We start from the raw sequence: 16,581 nt of genomic DNA on the forward strand, positions 1-16,581 counted from the left end.
AAAAGGTTATTGCCTGTAAAAGGGGGTCACAAAAGGAAATGAGTAGTGAAGAGTATGTAAAACTTTATAATAAATTGGAAATAATAAGTGTTGGCCAATTTATTGAAATAACAGGCTTTAATAATGACATTTTTATTGGGACTGTAGAAGAAATTGACTTAGAAGCTAAAGGGTTTTGGTTAACATTAGAGTCAAAATTGGATGGAATGAATGAATGGGTATTTCCTAATATGACCTTCTTTTATGAGATTGATATCAAAAAAATTAGATTCCTTTAAGAAATAATCCTATAATTAGAATGTGCCATTAGTGCTTACTATTGAGTACCTAATGCGGATGAGAAAGCCACCATAGTACGGAGTATTGAGTCACTTGTGCTATTAATAAATACCTGTGTTACCGCATGCTTTTATAAAGAGGGTTTTTGTAATTAATTTTCGGAAGATTCTCGATTTGCATTCGGAAGGGATGAATCAGCGTCAGTCAGCGCGAGCCCGGATCACTAAGTTATACGGTAGCTAGTTGTGTACGTTTAACTGAAGTAACACTTTCTAGGGATAAAACCCTAACAACACAATTACGAATGCCTGGCTAAATGATATTCTGTTTCCTGAGTAACAAGCTGTCGAAAAAGAGTATTATTCCGGGGACCGAGAAAGAGTTAACAAAGGATTTTAGAAAATTAAAACTGATACCAGCCAAAAGATTATACCACCCATGCCATCTTTTTTACCACTCTTCATCAAGGGATTTATCAGGCTACTGTAACAAACATCTAAATATTTGTTCCTAAAATATCCTCGTTGCTAATTTATCATTAAAATCGTAAAGTGATAGCATTTAAAAAGCTGAGTATTTTTCCAAACCTAGATGGGAAGAATCCTTATGGGATTATTTTTAGTGGTTTTCAGAAAGGAATGTTTGTTATAAAGTGGGAAAATAGGCCAACAGTTAGTGAATTTCATCCCTTTAAAGAGGAATATGACCGTCTATTAGATTTAAGTAGGGATGAATTATTAATGGAAATAAAAAGTCATATCGAAGATTACTTTGAAATGAAATCAAAGAGAGAGCAAACTGGGAAACTTCATGTAAATGATTACCTTACCGAAAAGTGGCATAAATACTCCATCGAGACGTTTTACTGGAAGTTTATAAACAAAGAAACCAAGGTGAAAGGTTCATAAGGCTTACACCTTGGAAGTTTTACACCCCTCAACAAGGTTTTTAATATTGCTCGAGAGTGTTTAATTTGGGTGATGACCAGGTTAGGTTTACTATGTTTCATCATGTCTATGAAGAACTTTGTAATATAGTTCATGCCCCTTCACTCTTGTCTTATATTAATCAATGCCGCTAAAGAAATACTCTGCTTAGGAGAGGTTATATGAATTTTTATGAAATCTTAGAACGGCAGGACTTTAAAAGTCTAAAAAAATATATTGAAAAACACGGTGTAAATCATGTCTTAAATGATCAAAGTATATTAATGCTAGCGGTAAGAGAAGGTAACCTTGAGGTTACTAAGATGCTTTTAGAACAGGGAGCAAAAGTTAACTGGGTAGATAAATTAAATCGGAACGCTTTGATTGTTGCTTCTTTTTTTGATTATTCAAATGTTGTTAAATTACTATTGGATCACGGAGCTACTGAAATTCAAAAGGCGTATGAATCTGCTGAAAAAGGGTGGAATGGCGATAGACAGATAGAAGTAATACAAGTTTTGTCTGAAGGAAAAGAATAGCTACCAGATATCAACATGTTGGTCCTTATTAAATTTAAAATTATAAGAAGACCTATAGAGTGAATAGTTAAGCCTTAATTAATATTGGAAATTAGGGAGTAGCTGAAAGGATATGAATTTGTGAAGAATAGTAAAGAAAATTGCCCGCATTGTAGCGCTGACTTGCAAGGAGAACCAATCCCAAAGAATCAACAAGGTTCTTATAATTCAACACACTTCACTCGAAAAATAGGAATTTCAGATATTGAAAAAGACCGAATTGTGAAATGGAAATGCCCTGATTGTGAAGGGGAGCGGGATATTACCTAATTAATACGAAGTACAAACCATCGTCAGTTTTTCCTAACTTTTGATCAGGTTATTGAGCTAACATGTTTATAAGCAATGATATTAAATCTAACAAAGAGTCCTTACTCAAAAGTAGAGGCTTTCCGAGTCAGAGTTTCCTCAAATTCATCAACCAGTTGCAGTACTTGCTCAAGTTCAACAGAAATTTCTTCTTTTATCGTCGGTTTATGAAAATTGACAACCCTGCGTGACAAAGCTTTAATTTCAATTCAGTAAGTTGCGCCTTCAAAGCAAAGTAATCTCCACTCATCTCTTCTTACTTCCTAAACTAAAATGGTAAAAATCATCCTGATCACTTTTATAGTTCATTATCTCTTCTGCAATATCCTCACTACCGTTTAAAATGATCTTTTCTACAACTGTTTTGCGATATCCAGTTTCCATTCTAATATTTTTTAACCAGCCACTAATTTTACCTGGTAACTCATTACGCCTGCACCTAAACCGGTTGGAACTCATGTTTCTATGCCCATCAATTAAGTAATGCATCTCAACTTCAAACCATTCCCACATCATTTGGTATCCCTCTAGTCCTAAAAATCGACTTTTACTATTTCTTCTAAGAAATTAGTTATCACTTTCTTTATGATTTGTCTTTTGAACGAAGATATTCTCGATGAGGCATTTCTCTTCACTTGTTTTTGGTACCAATAGCGTTGCTTGCTATAGCTAAGACTTTAAAATTTCTGATGAACATTCTTCTGGAAATTTTCGTCTCTCATATTTAAAAATATTATTCGTTTTTAAATATTCCACCATCTTGTCTAATCTCTGGAACAATAGATAAAGGGATTTCTTTATTTAAAAGCATTTTTTTAATTCGGTTCTGATAATGCTTGTTTTATCCCTCATAATCTTGAGATCCCCCTTTATAAATCACTAAGAACCTTTTATTGCAGGTATAACACCAATTACATCCAGCTCGTATTTGTTTTATTATAATAAGTAAAGCACTTCTAATAAAGCACCAATCAAAATAAGTACTTGTCGAAGTTCTAATTTTACAAGATATAGAGCGTGTAGTCGATTTAGGTGTATTGTTACTTCTATTCAAATAAACTAAAGGATGTGAAAAATTCCACATGGCCCATCTTTATTTTATTGACAGAATTATTAATGTTGTTGACACCATAGAGACATATACTAAAGGTTTGTCATTTAAAGAGTTTAAAAAGTCTAGGTTAATTATTGATGCAGTAATTTGGAATCTAGAACTTATTGGAGAAGCAGCAAAAAACATCCCACCTGAAGTTAGGGAAGATAATCCCCATATTCCTTGGGAGAAGATAATTGACTTTCGAGATACTCTAATAAATGACTATGACAATCTAAATAAATACGAAATTTGGAAAATAGCAACAGTAGATAGTATTACACTAAGAACTAATTGTGCTGCAATAAAAAGCAAATAGGTTGATCTATAAAAAGTGGGTAATCAGGGACGACATTATCCACTTTTTTACATGTTAAGTAGGTAATTTATAACAAAATGTCGAAGTATGTATTATAAGGTTTTATTTACGAAGGAGTGTTACTGTGTTGGAAGTAACCAAAGAAGATGTGCTTTATTTTTTCCATATGAGAAATTCTGAAAAAATGGGCTTAATAAAAAGATATTACAGCATCCTACATACTAAAGAATCAGAAGAGTATAAGAGATTTATAAATGTTTATCTTAAACATAAATATGTGTTATCTGAAAGAGAACAGTTAGTATTAGATTCTGTCTATGGTGTGAAAGGGATACCCTTAAAACTAAGGGAAGTCGCTGAGATCATTGAGGTCACTCCTGAAAGGGTAAGACAATTAGTTTACAAGAGTGAAAGGAGATTGGTGAATTTCTTATGTCAAACATATGGGGTTAATTTCTTTAATGAATTGAGAAAGTAGTACTTATAACATCGATTATAAGAAGCAACTTTTGTCACAGGTATACCGCTGCTTCTGCTTCATAGTAATAAGTTGGATTAAAGCCATCTTGTTTTTTTTACTAATTTTGGAACATTCACTTCAAAAAATGTAATATACTGAAAATAATGTAGATAAATGTTATTTAAGGGGTTAGGAGGCAAGAATGACATGAAGAGATTACCCTTTGATGATACTCTAACAAAGCTCGGTGATATTTATCACTATTTGACAGTTGTTAAGTTATGTTTTGAGTTAAAAGACGGAGAAAAAATTTTTGTAGAAGAGTATGGAGATATTTCAAAAAAGTATTCTGAAGAATCATATCAAGCAGAAGTAAAGCACCATACTAGTAAAACATATTTATCAGATAGAAGTCCAGAAATCTGGAATACTCTAAAAAACTGGGTAAAATCTAAAAATTCAATAGATGAGTTTAAACACTTATTATTACTAACTACTTCAAGTATAGGTGAAGATTCAGTTTTTAATAATTGGGATGAAAAATCAGTTGATGAGAGATATACAATTATTAAAAACATTGGTGAGACAAAAGAGGAAAGAGAAAAAACTTTTAGGCCACTTTATAACGAGGTCATGAAGATTGAAAAAGATGAATTGAAAAATTTACTTGGCAAGTTTTGTATAGTTCATAGTCAACCCAATGTAAGCGAGATTAAAAGATCAATCATTACTCACTTGTTAGTTGTACCTGAAGATAAATATGAACTTTTTATTGACTCATTAGTGGGATATGTAATAAGAAGACCTGAGCAACCTCCATATTCATGGGAAATATCCAAAGAAGAATTTAAAGAATTAGTAGTTAATATACGCGATAAATATACTGGTGAGGGTTTAAATCTTCCCGATACATATCAAGACTATATGGTTGACGATTATGATAGTTATCAAAACAAGAGATTTGTGAAGGAAATAAAGAGAATTAACTTTGATAAAGAAACTAATAACGCTATTAATGATGTTTGGAGAAAGAACAATACAATAATTGAGTACTTTACTGATAATTATATTTTTTCTAAAGATTTAAAGGCTTATAAATCTGAATTGAATACAAATTTACAATATTTAAAGAAAGAACATCAGTTAAATTGTATAGGTGAAGTTGATAAAAGAAGAATTCTTGAATCTAAAAAATATTATCTAAAATCAATGCAATTGCCAGCACTGGGGTTTGGAATAGTTAGAAATAATTGGAGGTTTTTTCAAAATGGAATTATCCATGAAATAGTCGATGATGGTAACTTGTATTGGTATTTAGAGGAGGAAAAGGATGAGTAGCGAAAACATAAGTAACCTATCATTAAATCCGTTTTTTTGTAGCAAATTAATTCACTACTTTATTCAAGGTCATAATGGGAAAATTGATTTTCCAAGAAACTATTTAGTATTACCATACGTCATGTATGAACCTTCTAGAAAGGTATTATATAAAGCTAATAGGAATAGTAACTTTTATTCACTTTTTATTGAAAATGACAAGAGTATGAATTTAGGGGGAATTGAAAAAAGGTACACAATGTATAAAGATTTATCTAAGGAATCGGTTATAACGGCTGTAAATGAAGGATTAATTGAGATAACAGAAAATGGTGAAGTGGAATCAAATAAGAAAGTTGATTACAGAAAAGAGAAAGATCCTAACTTAAAAATATTTTATAGATCTTCTTACTATCTGGGTTTGGTTTTTTCCAATTATAGGACAATTGATATTCTTATTAAGTCTGGAGTGAAAGAGTTGTGAAATCGTGGATAAGCGGAATCATACTTTTTAATAAGAAAGGGGAAAAAAGAGAAGTACAACTAACTCAAGGTTTAAATATTATAACAGGAGAATCTAAAAGTGGTAAAAGTGCACTTTTAGAGATTATAGATTATTGTTTCGGTAGTTATTATTCTACTATACCTAAAGGAATAATTACTAACTTTACTCATCTATATGTGCTTACGATAAAGATTGAAAATTCAACATTAGTTATTGGAAGAAAAGCATATAATGATGGTGGACGAACAAGAATGTTCATAAAAGTGGAACCAAGAGAAATTGATTTTCAACAATTGAATATTGATTATTTTTCTGATGAATACTTCGTCAAGAGGACTTTAGCAGTAATAGAGATTGAAAAGAACTTAGGAATGAATTTAACAGACCTATCAGACGATTCTAGTGCAAATAAAAGGGTAGGAAAACCAAGCTTAAGGAATATGATGTCTTATTTGTTACAACATCAGAACTTAGTTGCCAGCAAATTTGCATTATTTTATCGATTTGATGATCACAGAAAAAAGGAACAAGTCATTGGTCAATTCCCAATTTTTTCAGGATGGGTAGACCAAGAATATTATACTCTTAAATATCAACTTGATTTACTTGAGAAAGAGTTAAAGGTTAAAGAAAGTGAAACCGCTAAAAGAAAAGACTACATAAAAATAAAAGAAGAATTTCTAAAGGATTTGTATAAAGATTATTTTAAGCTAATAGGTGAAGAAATTAATGTTGAAAAATATAGACTCCATGATTTATACGATTTAAAAGAGAAACTACCAGCTTTCTCGATTGAAAGCTATATTAATAGTGAAATAAGAGAGAGGTATAAGGAATTACAAGATACATTAGAGAGTAAAAGAAAAATTATACATAAACATGAGCTAACTCTTTCAAATTTAGAAGATAGTGAAAAGTATGGACATGATTATCTAAATAATTTAGATAAATTAAAGAGTAGATCTAAAGCTGCTAAACCATTATTAGACGAATATAATTGCCCTCTATGTGGAAATAGCAATATCGAAACCAATGAAACGATTAAAAGTATTAAAAAATCTATGAACTGGTTACAAGAGGAGATAAGTGAAGTTAATTACCGGAAAGGTTCTTTATCTGAAAAGATAACTAATATTAAAGATAAAATTAATAAAGTGAAAAATGAAGTAAAAGGAATATTGGATCAAATAAATGAAATAGAAAAGTACTATAGAGGAATAGATGAAGGCAAGAATATGCAAGAACAGATCTTATATGCCAAAGCGAGAATTCAGACTGAAACTGAGTATGTAGAAAATACATTAACTAGGTTCAAGGATGAGGATACCACTTTTATACAAGATGAAGTTGATGAACTAAGGTTTCAAATCAACCGTTATAATTTAGAACAGTATTATTTAGAAGCAATGTCTGAGATTAATACTAATATGAACAAAGTTATTGATAAACTTGACTTTGAAGATGAGTTTAAACCGGCAAACATGTATTTTGACTTAAAAGAAACCTTTGAACTTTATTTTTTCGATAAGAAAAATAATAGCAAAATCTACTTGAGTGAAATGGGAAGTGGTGCAAACTGGTTGGCATGTCATATTGGTTTGTTTCTATCTTTACAAAGGTACTTTTGTAGCATTAAAAATTCTCCTATTCCAAAATTTTTATTTTTTGATCAGCCAAGCCAGGTTTATTTTCCAGACACATCTGTTGATGAAAATGACAAAAAAAATAATACGGATATAATGGCTGTAAAAAAAGTTTATAAAGCATTTCTTGATGAAATTACTAGTATTAAAGACCAAATAGGTTATGAGCCGCAAATTATAGTGACAGATCATGTTAAATCTCTAGATATTGAAGGTTATGATTTTAACTCTTATATTCAAAAATATTGGTTTGATGGTGAAAAATTGATATAAATACCAGTCAGGAAATTATGCTATTTCAATGAGAAGTCCAAAAGTTTTGGGGTTCTCATTTTTTGTTTTTCAGAGCCAATTTTAAATGTGAAAACAGTTTTAGTGAATATAACATTGATTACAAGTACTGGATAGTACCAGGTTAGGAGTTAAGGATGATTTAAAGTAATGGGGAAGCTTAGTACGAGAAGAAGGTGAGTATTGCATTAGGAAAGAGCCACTTGAGCGGACTTTTGAGCCACCAAGTGCGGATAAAAGAGCCACTGAATGCATCACAAAGAGCCACTATCTCGAATACGTATTAAAACAGCCATCGAAATTATGTGCTTCGATGGCTGTGTGAGTTATTTAAAGTTCTTTCCTTCTAGCTGGTCTTCAATAATTGTAACAGCTTGTCTGACAAGATCCTCTTGGTCTAAATCTTCCTCTTCATCTACTTCCAAACAGAGGGGCAGAAGGAGTTCTACAATCTGCTCCATTACCTCATTAGGAAGAAAACGATGAAAGAAATACGTGGCTATACGGCTTTCTACCTCGATAGGAATCATGATGATCCCACCAATCCATGGCGTTCACGCATTGAAATCTCTCCATCGACCATAATGTGATAAGAATCATGAATAATACGATCAAGAATGGCATCAGCTACTTGAGCTTGCCCTAATTTCGCGTGCCATCCTTCTGGGGAAAATTGCGAACAGAATATGGTAGAGGCTCTTTTGAGCCTTGACTCGATGATCTCTAATATAAGCATTACGTGTTCTTCTGGGAGTTCTGTCAATAACCACTCATCCAGTATTAATACATCTACTTTCCGGTATTTTTGAATCAACTTCCGAAAGCTTCCGTCTGCTTCAAACTTGGCCACTGTCAGCTCATCTAATAGTTCAGGTAGACGAATATACTTAACGTTATAAAACTGACGACATGCTTGGACACCAAAGGCATTTGCGATCCATGTTTTTCCGTTTCCTGAAGCGCCCATAAGGATAATGTTATGGTGTCGTTGAATATAATTTCCTGCTGCTAGTTCTAAGATGAGTTGCTTATTCAGTTTTCGATCTGGATTATATTCGATATCTTCAATGGCAGCTGCTGGTTCATTCAATGTTGCCTGTTTAATCAGACGTTCTAACTTATTTGAACGTCTGCGATCATACTCATGATCCACTAAAAGCTGAAAACGATCATCAAAGTCCATTTTTTGATATTCACGGTTTTGGCTCTGTTGCTGATAAATATCTGCCATACCGCCCATTTTCATTTCGGTTAATTTTCTTAAGGTTTCCTGATTCATTTAGAACGCTCCTTTCCAAAATAAGCTGCACCACGCACAAATCCATAATCATTTGCCATATTCTTTGACTTTTCGGCAGGTGATTCCGGTGGAATCCTTTTAGCCTCGCGGTCTAGAATACTCTTAAGGACTGAAAGAGTTGGGTTACTTGATATGGCTAGTAAAGTTTCAACTGACTTTTCCAACGTGATTGGCTCATATTTTTCTGCTATATTTCTCAGAGCGCTCAAAATAGACAATGCTTTTTTCTCTGCGTTTTGTTCGAGCGTTTTATCAACAAACTTTTCCATGGAAAGCCCAATGTTTTTAGCCCAAACGCGGTTATTTTCAGGATTGTGATCTAAATATAAACGGTGATGATCAGGCATATGTTCTACAGATGTCGAATATTGTCCAATATCGCCTGTTATTCGTTTATGGGATGCAATCCGTACATCTTTGAAGTAAAATTCAAGTAGATCTGGTGTCAGGCGAATTTCGACCTGCTCCCGGACGTACTCATAGGGGACGGAGTAATACATGCGATCAACCTGGATGTGGTAGTTCGGTTGAACTTTCGCTGTTTTCCATTCCGTCAATTTGTAACGTGTGCGAGGAAGAGAGCGAAGGTAGGGCTTCTCCTCTTCCTCAAATACCTCTCTACGAGATCCTGGACGTTTTTGGAAAGCGGTAGTATTAATCTCTTCAAGTTTTTCGAAAATGTGATGGTTCAAATCTTCCAAATGGAAAAAAGGATAATTGCGTAAAGCAGCTATAACCTGTCTGGATATATAGCCCACTGTTCCTTCAACACTTGCTTTGTCCTTAGGTTTTCGGACGCGACTTGGAACTATCACTGTATGATAATAATCGGCTAGCTCTCGATATGCTTCCTGCAAAATTGGTTCACCTCGTAGAGGTTTGGTCACACCTGTTTTCAGGTTGTCAGGTACCATCGTTTCAGGTACGCCACCAAAATACTCTAAAGCATGAATGTGGGCGGTAAGCCAGCTCGGAGACTTCATGTCTATAAACCCCTCAACATAACTGTACTGACTGTAAGGCAGTGTAGCGATAAACACATAGACTGGTATCTTTTCCCCTGTTGCCCGGTCTTTAAGGGTAAGCGTAGACCCTGCCCAGTCAACCTCCATAATTTCCCCTGGTTTACGACGTATCGGCATTGTCGTTTTATATTTCTTTGCGTAGTTCCCGTATTTTTCCGTAAACGTACGGTAAGCATAGGGGACCTTCTTTCCTAGGCGTGCTTCAGTGGCATATTCGTAATGTAATAGTTTCAATGTAACGTTTTTCTTTTGAAGTTCTTTGTGAACCTTTTCCCAGTCCACTGGGTAATATCCTTTCTCGACAGCTTGTTTCTCAGGAAACAGAAAATCATTTAGCCAGGCATTCGTCATAGTGTCGTTTAGTTCTTGTATCCCTCTTGATTTTGCTGTTTGAATGACACTAGCTACCGTATTTCTTGAATGACCCGTGCTCGCACTGATTGTACGCTGACTCATCCCCTCCAAGTGAAGATCTAGAATCTTCCGACAATTGATCACAAAAAAACCTCCCTATAAAAGATTTGTCATGCGGTAACGCATGCTTCTCAATTATACAGGGAGGTATTTATTTATATAGCACAAGTGGCTCAATACTCCGCACTTGGTGGCTTTCTCTTCCGCATTAGGTGGCTCAAAAGTATGCACTAATGGCTCATTCTGACTGCAATAATCAGAAGGAGCCCTAATAATGTGGAATCTGATTATTTTAACAAATTAAGGGGAGTTAGTTGTTACAACATTTATTTTCCTATTTTTTGAAACTTTCTATACATTAGAATTTGCTATATAGTAAAATAGGATAGAAGAACTATTATTATGATAAAAGGAGAATGTCGATATGATTAGTAGCGCAAACAGAATAGAGTTAATGATTAAAAAAGATAGTTTTCTTGGACGATTAAATAAGGTTGATTTAGTGTTTAAAGACCGTCAAACAAAAGAAGAACTAGCTGTTAACCTAGATAAAAGCACATTAATGATACTCGGACCAATGGTTGAAACAATGAATGCCTATCACAGCCACAATGAATTTTATATTACGGAAGATGGAGAACATAATGGAGAAGTTGTTTTGAAAGTGTCACACAAAAAATCAGCTTATGTATCACATGCCCATTATGTAGCATATGTAATGAAGTCGTCTTTCTTAGAGATGATTGATGGGTTGGCTTATAAACTAAACTAAAATAAAAAAAACTATTATATAGGTTTTTCTTTGGCCGTTAGATTCTAGACCCAACGGCCTTCTTAAGTTTTAAAAAATGTGATACCTTAACGAGATTATTTATCAGGACTTTGGATTCAAATTGAAAACCATATTCTCTACAAAAACATCAACCTTTCTAAAGCCCTTTTTGTTCTGCGCGCTGTACAGGATTTCATTTATTTTTTGTCCAGTTCTTTTATTAGTGGAACAATTATACTAGAATTTTTAGAATTTAATAATCATTTTTCATTACGAACCTATTCTTAGTTTCGCTCAAGTTTTAGGAATGGCACTAGGAAAAGTCTTCTCTCACAAGAGGTTTTTCCTAGTATGAGGAAGTCTTGAGAATACAAACACTTATACGAGGAAGATTTACTCCCTATACCATCGCTGCATTGTTATATGTAATTCTGGAGAATTTATCTTTGGATTTTGACAAGAATTATAATGCAGTTGATCGACTTCTAAAATATGCAAAGTAAATATGCGATTTGGAGAATTTCAAAGAAACGCAATCACCGAAGCGGTTATCTTGGATAGCGACCCAAAAATAATAAAAAGGTTAATGGAAAGCGGGGCTAATCCAAGTGCTAGAGATTTGCAAAACCATTCTGCTTTATCTGTAGCTGCGAGTCAAAATGAAAAATTACTTCCATACTTAAAGTAATCACTTGATATAGTCAGGAGAATATAATTATGTTTTTTAAAAAGCAACCCCAGCCAAATGCTCAGTTTATTAATCAACTAGGTAAAAAAGCAGAAGTTGATGCTAGAAGAGTTCCATATATTATTGACGAGTTTATCAAGGATGTTTTATATACAGATCATGAAATACATAAGTCAGAAGTTACAAAAATGCTTCAATACCAACAGAAAACAAACTTCTTCTATAATACAGCATTCACGATGTTTCATCATGGCTGGATGATTGGTTATGTAAAGAGACATTATCAGAACCAATTAACCTTTTTTCTGGAGGAGTTATATCATGAGTTAGAGAACATTCATGCCCCAAATATGAAAAGGGAAATTGAACGATCAACAAGTCATAGAAAAATAATTGTTTATATTGCTAACTTTATGGACCAAATGTATGAGCTCGGATATAATTTAGGCAGCCAAAGTGAATACATTGAGAGAAGTAATATGTAAAATGCAAGGTCGTACATATAACTTTTATCATCCGACAAGTCTAGGAAACCTAGAAATATATATTAATCAACAACTTAGAGGTTTTTCAACTAACCCGGGTATTTTAACAAAAATTGAAAATGTTTATCCAGGTGATACGATAACCATAAAGTCAAAGAGTCTCTTTTCAAGCAAAATAATCTCTAATTATAATATTAGAGATATTGACTTAGATTAATGTCACTTCAAAGATATTTTCGTAATGAAAAAGCGGTAAAGAACCATCATATTGGATTCATTACCGCTTTTCATATTTATTAATAATATTAAGATTGATTAGCTACCTCAATTGTTTTTGTTTTATAGTTTTGCAAAAATGCATTTTGTCTTATGCCTTTTGCATTGTCGTGTAAATAAATAAGAACGGCTAAACCTAATGGCCATCTCATATTGGGTTTAAATGTTATCGGTGAATCGTAGTCAATCATTGTTTCTTTTGTAGTTTCATGCATCATTATTGGATAAAAATTATCCATATCCACCCCTGGACCATCGTGAACAAATATTTCTGATGTAAAGTAAACTTCTTCTTGTGCTATTGTAACAATAACATCCTTCATCGTTAATTGAGTACCAAGTAAATCAGCTGAAATTTCGCCAACTTGAACAATAGATAAATTTTCCTCTGTAATCTTTCTTATTGTATTTAAATCATACTTCATTATCTCACCTCTAAATATTTCAAAAAATGTAAATTATACCATTTCTATTATACTATATAATTATATCGATTTGGAGGTATTACTTTGAGTTTATAAAATATATTTTTTAATCTATTACCTTATTACCGAAAAACAAGTTATCCTTTCAGCAGATTCATACGCCTTTTTAATTTCAGTAGCTCCTTGATCCAATCACTACATATCAAAGAAGGAGAATAGTACAAGAGGTTTATAAATGATCATCTAAAAAGTAAATAAATGTTACCTGTAAGAGAGCATATAGTATTAGATACTGTTTATGTTGTAAAGAGAACTTCACTAAAATAAAGGAAGTCGGTGAGATTATTAGCCGATAAGATACCCCTAAGTAATCAAAATAGTCGCCTAGCATGTCATTTTACACACTCAAGAAAATAATGGTAGACTTATACAGGAATAATTTTAACAGGGGTGTGTATCTTGAAAAAACTTGGGGAAAAGGTCTACTGTTCGAAATGTAAACAAAAAACTAATCACCATATTCTTCTTACCTATTCTCAAGAAAGCAACAGCACAGATGATTTCCATTGGCATGCTGAGTATCATATTGTTCAATGTATGGGCTGTGAGAACATTTGCTTTGTTTATCAATATGGTGATGAAGACATATGGGATTATGTAGATGGGCAGAGGGCTTGGGTAGATGACTTTACTGTTTATCCTGAAGAACCAAAGAAAGAAAGTGTTGAAAGTAAATTATTTGACAAAATGTTTAAAATAAAGAAAAAAGACTTCAGAAATGCACCTGAAAGCATTCAAAATCTATATAATCAAATTGTTGAATCTTTAAAAATGGGACATGATATTCTATGTGCTGCTGGATTACGTACTTTAATAGAAGGTATCTGTGTTCAATTAAAAATCAAAAAAGGTTACTTGTATCGTCCAGATGGATCGAAAATTCCAGATGAAGAGGATATTATTAGAAAACATGATAGTTTAGGTGGAAGGATATTTGAACTGTATGATAGAAATTTAATTATTTTTCCACAAGCATTAATTCTTCAAAAGGTAGTTAAGTTTGGAAATGATGCTGTCCATAGAATGGAAACCCCTAGTTACTATACTATGATTTCAATCCTTGATATTACTGAAAAGGTTTTATATGACATTTATGAATTGAAAAATCATAAACTCTTAAAAGATGAAAAGTCAGATGAATAAAAAGGAAACACCTTCCAATTGTCGAATTAGGTAATTAGGAGGTGTTTCTTTGTATATATTAAACTTTATTTGTTGGGATACTGGGGAACTGCTTGAGGATGAGCCAAGAAAATTTTCAAGAGAAGAAGGTCAAATGTTTTTAGATAATGTAATCGGTCAATCAGTGGCTCAGTTTGATCGTGAAGTGGAATGCTTTATAAACTACTACCATTACAAAACTGTCTTAGTAAGTCCGAAGTCCAATAAAGTTACTAAAAGATATAACTTGTTATTCAAAAAAGTGCCATTACATTAAATATTGAGAAGTATAAATAGTATAGGGTGAGAGGAAATTCTTGTTCTTTATTATTTTTATATTTAAAATGCGAACAAATGTTCTATAATAAAGTAAGGAGGGAATAAAAATGTCATTAATAGATAGAGGAAAGATTAAATGGCTGCCTGCTCACTTTATGCCTGAACATACGCAAATGCTGAAAAATTTAGAAGTAGAACAGAACTATCAGAAAAAGCCACTAATTGACAATTATCAAATTGAAGAATTTGAAAACAAAATTCATTATGCAATGGAATTTGCTTACTTTGTGAATGTGAAAGTTTGGAGAGAAGGATTTATTGATGACTTCGTTGGACGAATAAACAGATTAGATAAATATAAGAAATGTATCTATATACAAACTAAAGAAGTGTACATACAAAGGATTCCTTTTGATGAAATTATAGGTGTTGAGGTCAATGATTAAATCAGGAGGGATAATAATGTTGGTTTCATTTGTTAAAAGAGACTTTCCAGAAATATTGTTCAGTAAAGAATATCTTAACGTTCTCCCTTTACTGGAAATGGTTAGACAAAAGGGTATGATCAATGTTTTATTTGATGACAACGGTGATAAAGTTATCAGAGGTCGCCTGTACGACTACGAGTACATACTTAATTTAAAAGACGGTGAATTTGTTGATTCACTTCAAATTGAAATAGAACTAAAATAATTTTTAAAATTTTCCAAAAATATGATCTCTTTCATTCTTTCAGGTGGTAAAATATTACTATCTAAAAATTGGAGGGGTTTTGTATGGCTCTAGGTGTGGGGTGTCTTGGGGCAATATTTTTTGCAATTATTTTGTTTTCAGTTGCAAGTAGTGGAGAAATAAGCAGTGGTTTAATTTGGTTCTGTATTATAGGTGTCGCTGGGAGTTGTTTTGGCGGGTTATGGGCAGACAGTAAAAGAAAGATAAACGTAGCAAATGAACAGAAGCAGAAAATAAAAGAGATTTTATTAGGTTTAGAGAACTTCAATATCTCTCAAGAGTTTTATTCGCCAAATATGGAATCCTTGATTGCGATTGATGAACAAACTAAGCAATTCTGTATCATAGAAAATAAGCACGAGAACTATATGGAACTTTCAACTACATTTAGCAAATATGAATATGATCATAAAGTATTTAATTATAATGAAATACTCCAATCAGAGATATTAGAAGATGGAGCAACTATCACTACAACATCAAGGAGAAGTCAACTAGGTGGAGCATTACTTGGTGGTGTTCTTGCTGGTGGGGTAGGAGCAGTAATTGGTGGTTTAAGTGGGTCTCAAAGTTCTTCTCAAGAAGTTAAAAAGATTCAATTGCAAGTGGTGGTCAATGACACCAAGAAGTCCTTTTATAGAATTACGTTCATGTCTCTTGAAAATAGTGTAAAAAAAGATATGTCAGTTTACAAATTGGCAAACAAAAATGTAACTCATTGGCACAATCTCATAAGCTATTTAATAAATCATGCAGATAAAAAAGATGGAGTAATGAATCAATCCACTACGACAAACCTAGATGAAATTAGAAAACTTTCAGAACTATTTAAAGAAGGTATTCTAACTGAAGAAGAATTTAATCAGCAGAAACAAAAATTGTTGTCATGAAAAGGAAATATCTCCCTTCGTGTCGAAAGTAGTAGGATGAAGGGAGGTGATCAGTAAATGAAGGTTCAGGTTATTTGTGAAGATTGTAATACGATAGTTGAACTACAACCAACTACCCGAGGTCAGCACGCTAATCTAAGTGAAATCGAAGATCATTTTAGGGTGTCCGAGATTGAATTGGATTATGATACTAGTGTGGATGAAATAGATGAAGTAACTGCTGAAATCGAAGAAATAAGAATTGATTGTAAATCATGTGGAAACTACTTAGTATTAAATGATTTTCCAACACATATTTACAGATAAACGATCATCAAACACGCTCATTAACTTGAGGGTGTTTTTATTTTGCAA

The 16,581-nt window shown here is 32.9% G+C and carries 22 protein-coding genes; 17 read left to right on the forward strand and 5 right to left on the reverse strand.

Features of this window, described 5'->3' with window-relative positions; genetic code table 11:
* Positions 1 to 38 precede the first annotated feature (38 nt).
* From ACSQ2E_RS11085 to ACSQ2E_RS11100, 4 genes are all read left to right on the forward strand, one after another.
* Positions 39 to 278: a hypothetical protein gene (locus tag ACSQ2E_RS11085; RefSeq protein ID WP_435990583.1), complete on the forward strand. Its 240-nt coding sequence runs from the start codon at positions 39 to 41 to the stop codon at positions 276 to 278.
* A gap of 741 nt (positions 279 to 1,019) precedes the next feature.
* Positions 1,020 to 1,187, forward strand: a complete 168-nt coding sequence (locus tag ACSQ2E_RS11090; protein WP_435990584.1) for a hypothetical protein — start codon at positions 1,020 to 1,022, stop codon at positions 1,185 to 1,187.
* A gap of 200 nt (positions 1,188 to 1,387) precedes the next feature.
* Positions 1,388 to 1,744: an ankyrin repeat domain-containing protein gene (locus ACSQ2E_RS11095; RefSeq protein ID WP_435990585.1), complete on the forward strand. Its 357-nt coding sequence runs from the start codon at positions 1,388 to 1,390 to the stop codon at positions 1,742 to 1,744.
* Positions 1,745 to 1,864: 120 nt separating this feature from the next.
* Positions 1,865 to 2,053 carry a hypothetical protein gene (locus tag ACSQ2E_RS11100; protein WP_435990586.1) on the forward strand — a complete coding sequence of 63 codons (189 nt, stop codon included), beginning with the start codon at positions 1,865 to 1,867 and terminating at the stop codon, positions 2,051 to 2,053.
* Positions 2,054 to 2,338: 285 nt separating this feature from the next.
* On the opposite strand, the gene ACSQ2E_RS11105 is transcribed toward ACSQ2E_RS11100, so the two are convergent.
* Positions 2,339 to 2,608: a hypothetical protein gene (locus ACSQ2E_RS11105; RefSeq protein WP_435990587.1), complete on the reverse strand. Its 270-nt coding sequence runs from the start codon at positions 2,606 to 2,608 to the stop codon at positions 2,339 to 2,341.
* A gap of 566 nt (positions 2,609 to 3,174) precedes the next feature.
* Between ACSQ2E_RS11105 and ACSQ2E_RS11110 the strand changes: the two genes are divergently transcribed.
* From ACSQ2E_RS11110 to ACSQ2E_RS11130, 5 genes are all read left to right on the forward strand, one after another.
* The gene (locus tag ACSQ2E_RS11110) at positions 3,175 to 3,504 is read left to right on the forward strand and encodes a HepT-like ribonuclease domain-containing protein (RefSeq protein ID WP_435990588.1); all 330 of its coding nucleotides are present in this window, start codon (positions 3,175 to 3,177) and stop codon (positions 3,502 to 3,504) included.
* Positions 3,505 to 3,631: 127 nt separating this feature from the next.
* Positions 3,632 to 3,982, forward strand: coding sequence for a sigma factor-like helix-turn-helix DNA-binding protein (locus tag ACSQ2E_RS11115; RefSeq protein WP_435990589.1), 351 nt, complete (start codon positions 3,632 to 3,634; stop codon positions 3,980 to 3,982).
* Between the two features lie 189 nt (positions 3,983 to 4,171).
* Positions 4,172 to 5,302, forward strand: a complete 1,131-nt coding sequence (locus ACSQ2E_RS11120; RefSeq protein ID WP_435990590.1) for a hypothetical protein — start codon at positions 4,172 to 4,174, stop codon at positions 5,300 to 5,302.
* On the forward strand, positions 5,295 to 5,765 hold the full coding sequence (locus tag ACSQ2E_RS11125) for a three component ABC system middle component (protein WP_435990591.1): 471 nt from the start codon (positions 5,295 to 5,297) through the stop codon (positions 5,763 to 5,765). The genes ACSQ2E_RS11120 and ACSQ2E_RS11125 overlap by 8 nt, the downstream gene beginning before the upstream one ends.
* Positions 5,762 to 7,702 carry a DUF3732 domain-containing protein gene (locus tag ACSQ2E_RS11130; protein WP_435990592.1) on the forward strand — a complete coding sequence of 647 codons (1,941 nt, stop codon included), beginning with the start codon at positions 5,762 to 5,764 and terminating at the stop codon, positions 7,700 to 7,702. The genes ACSQ2E_RS11125 and ACSQ2E_RS11130 overlap by 4 nt, the downstream gene beginning before the upstream one ends.
* Before the next feature lie 344 nt (positions 7,703 to 8,046).
* Here the strand turns inward: ACSQ2E_RS11130 and ACSQ2E_RS11135 are convergent, their stop codons facing one another.
* From ACSQ2E_RS11135 to istA, 3 genes are read right to left on the reverse strand one after another with little or no spacing between them, the layout of a single operon-like run.
* The gene (locus ACSQ2E_RS11135; protein WP_435990593.1) at positions 8,047 to 8,250 is read right to left on the reverse strand and encodes a hypothetical protein; all 204 of its coding nucleotides are present in this window, start codon (positions 8,248 to 8,250) and stop codon (positions 8,047 to 8,049) included.
* Positions 8,247 to 8,999 (reverse strand): IS21-like element helper ATPase IstB, encoded by a 753-nt coding sequence (gene istB, locus ACSQ2E_RS11140; protein WP_113970945.1) that lies wholly within the window; start codon positions 8,997 to 8,999, stop codon positions 8,247 to 8,249. Before istB ends, ACSQ2E_RS11135 begins: the two co-directional genes overlap by 4 nt.
* Positions 8,996 to 10,543 carry an IS21 family transposase gene (gene istA / locus ACSQ2E_RS11145; protein ID WP_435990594.1) on the reverse strand — a complete coding sequence of 516 codons (1,548 nt, stop codon included), beginning with the start codon at positions 10,541 to 10,543 and terminating at the stop codon, positions 8,996 to 8,998. Before istA ends, istB begins: the two co-directional genes overlap by 4 nt.
* A 340-nt stretch (positions 10,544 to 10,883) precedes the next feature.
* On the opposite strand from istA, the gene ACSQ2E_RS11150 reads away from it, so the two are divergent.
* Positions 10,884 to 11,231 carry a hypothetical protein gene (locus tag ACSQ2E_RS11150; protein WP_435990595.1) on the forward strand — a complete coding sequence of 116 codons (348 nt, stop codon included), beginning with the start codon at positions 10,884 to 10,886 and terminating at the stop codon, positions 11,229 to 11,231.
* A 717-nt stretch (positions 11,232 to 11,948) separates the two neighbouring features.
* The gene (locus ACSQ2E_RS11155) at positions 11,949 to 12,404 is read left to right on the forward strand and encodes a hypothetical protein (protein ID WP_435990596.1); all 456 of its coding nucleotides are present in this window, start codon (positions 11,949 to 11,951) and stop codon (positions 12,402 to 12,404) included.
* A 305-nt stretch (positions 12,405 to 12,709) separates the two neighbouring features.
* Here ACSQ2E_RS11155 and ACSQ2E_RS11160 read toward each other — a convergent pair whose 3' ends face one another.
* Positions 12,710 to 13,105, reverse strand: coding sequence for a hypothetical protein (locus ACSQ2E_RS11160; protein WP_435990597.1), 396 nt, complete (start codon positions 13,103 to 13,105; stop codon positions 12,710 to 12,712).
* Positions 13,106 to 13,564: 459 nt separating this feature from the next.
* Between ACSQ2E_RS11160 and ACSQ2E_RS11165 the strand changes: the two genes are divergently transcribed.
* The 6 genes from ACSQ2E_RS11165 (at position 13,565) to ACSQ2E_RS11190 (ending at position 16,533) form a co-directional block, all read left to right on the forward strand.
* Positions 13,565 to 14,308: a DUF4145 domain-containing protein gene (locus tag ACSQ2E_RS11165; RefSeq protein WP_435990598.1), complete on the forward strand. Its 744-nt coding sequence runs from the start codon at positions 13,565 to 13,567 to the stop codon at positions 14,306 to 14,308.
* A gap of 49 nt (positions 14,309 to 14,357) precedes the next feature.
* The gene (locus ACSQ2E_RS11170) at positions 14,358 to 14,603 is read left to right on the forward strand and encodes a hypothetical protein (protein ID WP_435990599.1); all 246 of its coding nucleotides are present in this window, start codon (positions 14,358 to 14,360) and stop codon (positions 14,601 to 14,603) included.
* A 109-nt stretch (positions 14,604 to 14,712) separates the two neighbouring features.
* A complete protein-coding gene (locus ACSQ2E_RS11175) occupies positions 14,713 to 15,051 on the forward strand; it encodes a YolD-like family protein (RefSeq protein WP_435990600.1) in 339 nt (112 codons plus the stop codon).
* Complete coding sequence (locus ACSQ2E_RS11180; protein ID WP_435990601.1) at positions 15,044 to 15,298, forward strand: hypothetical protein; 255 nt, start codon at positions 15,044 to 15,046, stop codon at positions 15,296 to 15,298. The genes ACSQ2E_RS11175 and ACSQ2E_RS11180 overlap by 8 nt, the downstream gene beginning before the upstream one ends.
* Before the next feature lie 83 nt (positions 15,299 to 15,381).
* On the forward strand, positions 15,382 to 16,227 hold the full coding sequence (locus ACSQ2E_RS11185) for an SHOCT domain-containing protein (protein ID WP_435990602.1): 846 nt from the start codon (positions 15,382 to 15,384) through the stop codon (positions 16,225 to 16,227).
* A gap of 57 nt (positions 16,228 to 16,284) precedes the next feature.
* Positions 16,285 to 16,533 (forward strand): hypothetical protein, encoded by a 249-nt coding sequence (locus tag ACSQ2E_RS11190; RefSeq protein WP_435990603.1) that lies wholly within the window; start codon positions 16,285 to 16,287, stop codon positions 16,531 to 16,533.
* The last annotated feature ends 48 nt before the right edge of the window (positions 16,534 to 16,581 follow it).

This window comes from Rossellomorea sp. LjRoot5, from assembly GCF_964253455.1.
In the GTDB taxonomy this organism is placed as follows: Bacteria; Bacillota; Bacilli; order Bacillales; family Bacillaceae_B; genus Rossellomorea.

Coding starts and splice junctions, on each gene's coding strand:
- ACSQ2E_RS11125 (WP_435990591.1), top strand. CDS start 5,295: ATGAGTAGCGAAAACATAAGTAACCTATCATTAAATCCGTTTTTTTGT.
- ACSQ2E_RS11105 (WP_435990587.1), bottom strand. CDS start 2,608: ATGATGTGGGAATGGTTTGAAGTTGAGATGCATTACTTAATTGATGGG.
- ACSQ2E_RS11180 (WP_435990601.1), top strand. CDS start 15,044: ATGATTAAATCAGGAGGGATAATAATGTTGGTTTCATTTGTTAAAAGA.
- ACSQ2E_RS11160 (WP_435990597.1), bottom strand. CDS start 13,105: ATGAAGTATGATTTAAATACAATAAGAAAGATTACAGAGGAAAATTTA.
- ACSQ2E_RS11110 (WP_435990588.1), top strand. CDS start 3,175: ATGGCCCATCTTTATTTTATTGACAGAATTATTAATGTTGTTGACACC.
- ACSQ2E_RS11150 (WP_435990595.1), top strand. CDS start 10,884: ATGATTAGTAGCGCAAACAGAATAGAGTTAATGATTAAAAAAGATAGT.
- ACSQ2E_RS11175 (WP_435990600.1), top strand. CDS start 14,713: ATGTCATTAATAGATAGAGGAAAGATTAAATGGCTGCCTGCTCACTTT.
- ACSQ2E_RS11135 (WP_435990593.1), bottom strand. CDS start 8,250: ATGATTCCTATCGAGGTAGAAAGCCGTATAGCCACGTATTTCTTTCAT.
- ACSQ2E_RS11095 (WP_435990585.1), top strand. CDS start 1,388: ATGAATTTTTATGAAATCTTAGAACGGCAGGACTTTAAAAGTCTAAAA.
- ACSQ2E_RS11120 (WP_435990590.1), top strand. CDS start 4,172: ATGAAGAGATTACCCTTTGATGATACTCTAACAAAGCTCGGTGATATT.
- ACSQ2E_RS11085 (WP_435990583.1), top strand. CDS start 39: ATGAGTAGTGAAGAGTATGTAAAACTTTATAATAAATTGGAAATAATA.
- ACSQ2E_RS11155 (WP_435990596.1), top strand. CDS start 11,949: ATGTTTTTTAAAAAGCAACCCCAGCCAAATGCTCAGTTTATTAATCAA.
- ACSQ2E_RS11190 (WP_435990603.1), top strand. CDS start 16,285: ATGAAGGTTCAGGTTATTTGTGAAGATTGTAATACGATAGTTGAACTA.
- istB (WP_113970945.1), bottom strand. CDS start 8,999: ATGAATCAGGAAACCTTAAGAAAATTAACCGAAATGAAAATGGGCGGT.
- ACSQ2E_RS11090 (WP_435990584.1), top strand. CDS start 1,020: ATGGAAATAAAAAGTCATATCGAAGATTACTTTGAAATGAAATCAAAG.
- ACSQ2E_RS11185 (WP_435990602.1), top strand. CDS start 15,382: ATGGCTCTAGGTGTGGGGTGTCTTGGGGCAATATTTTTTGCAATTATT.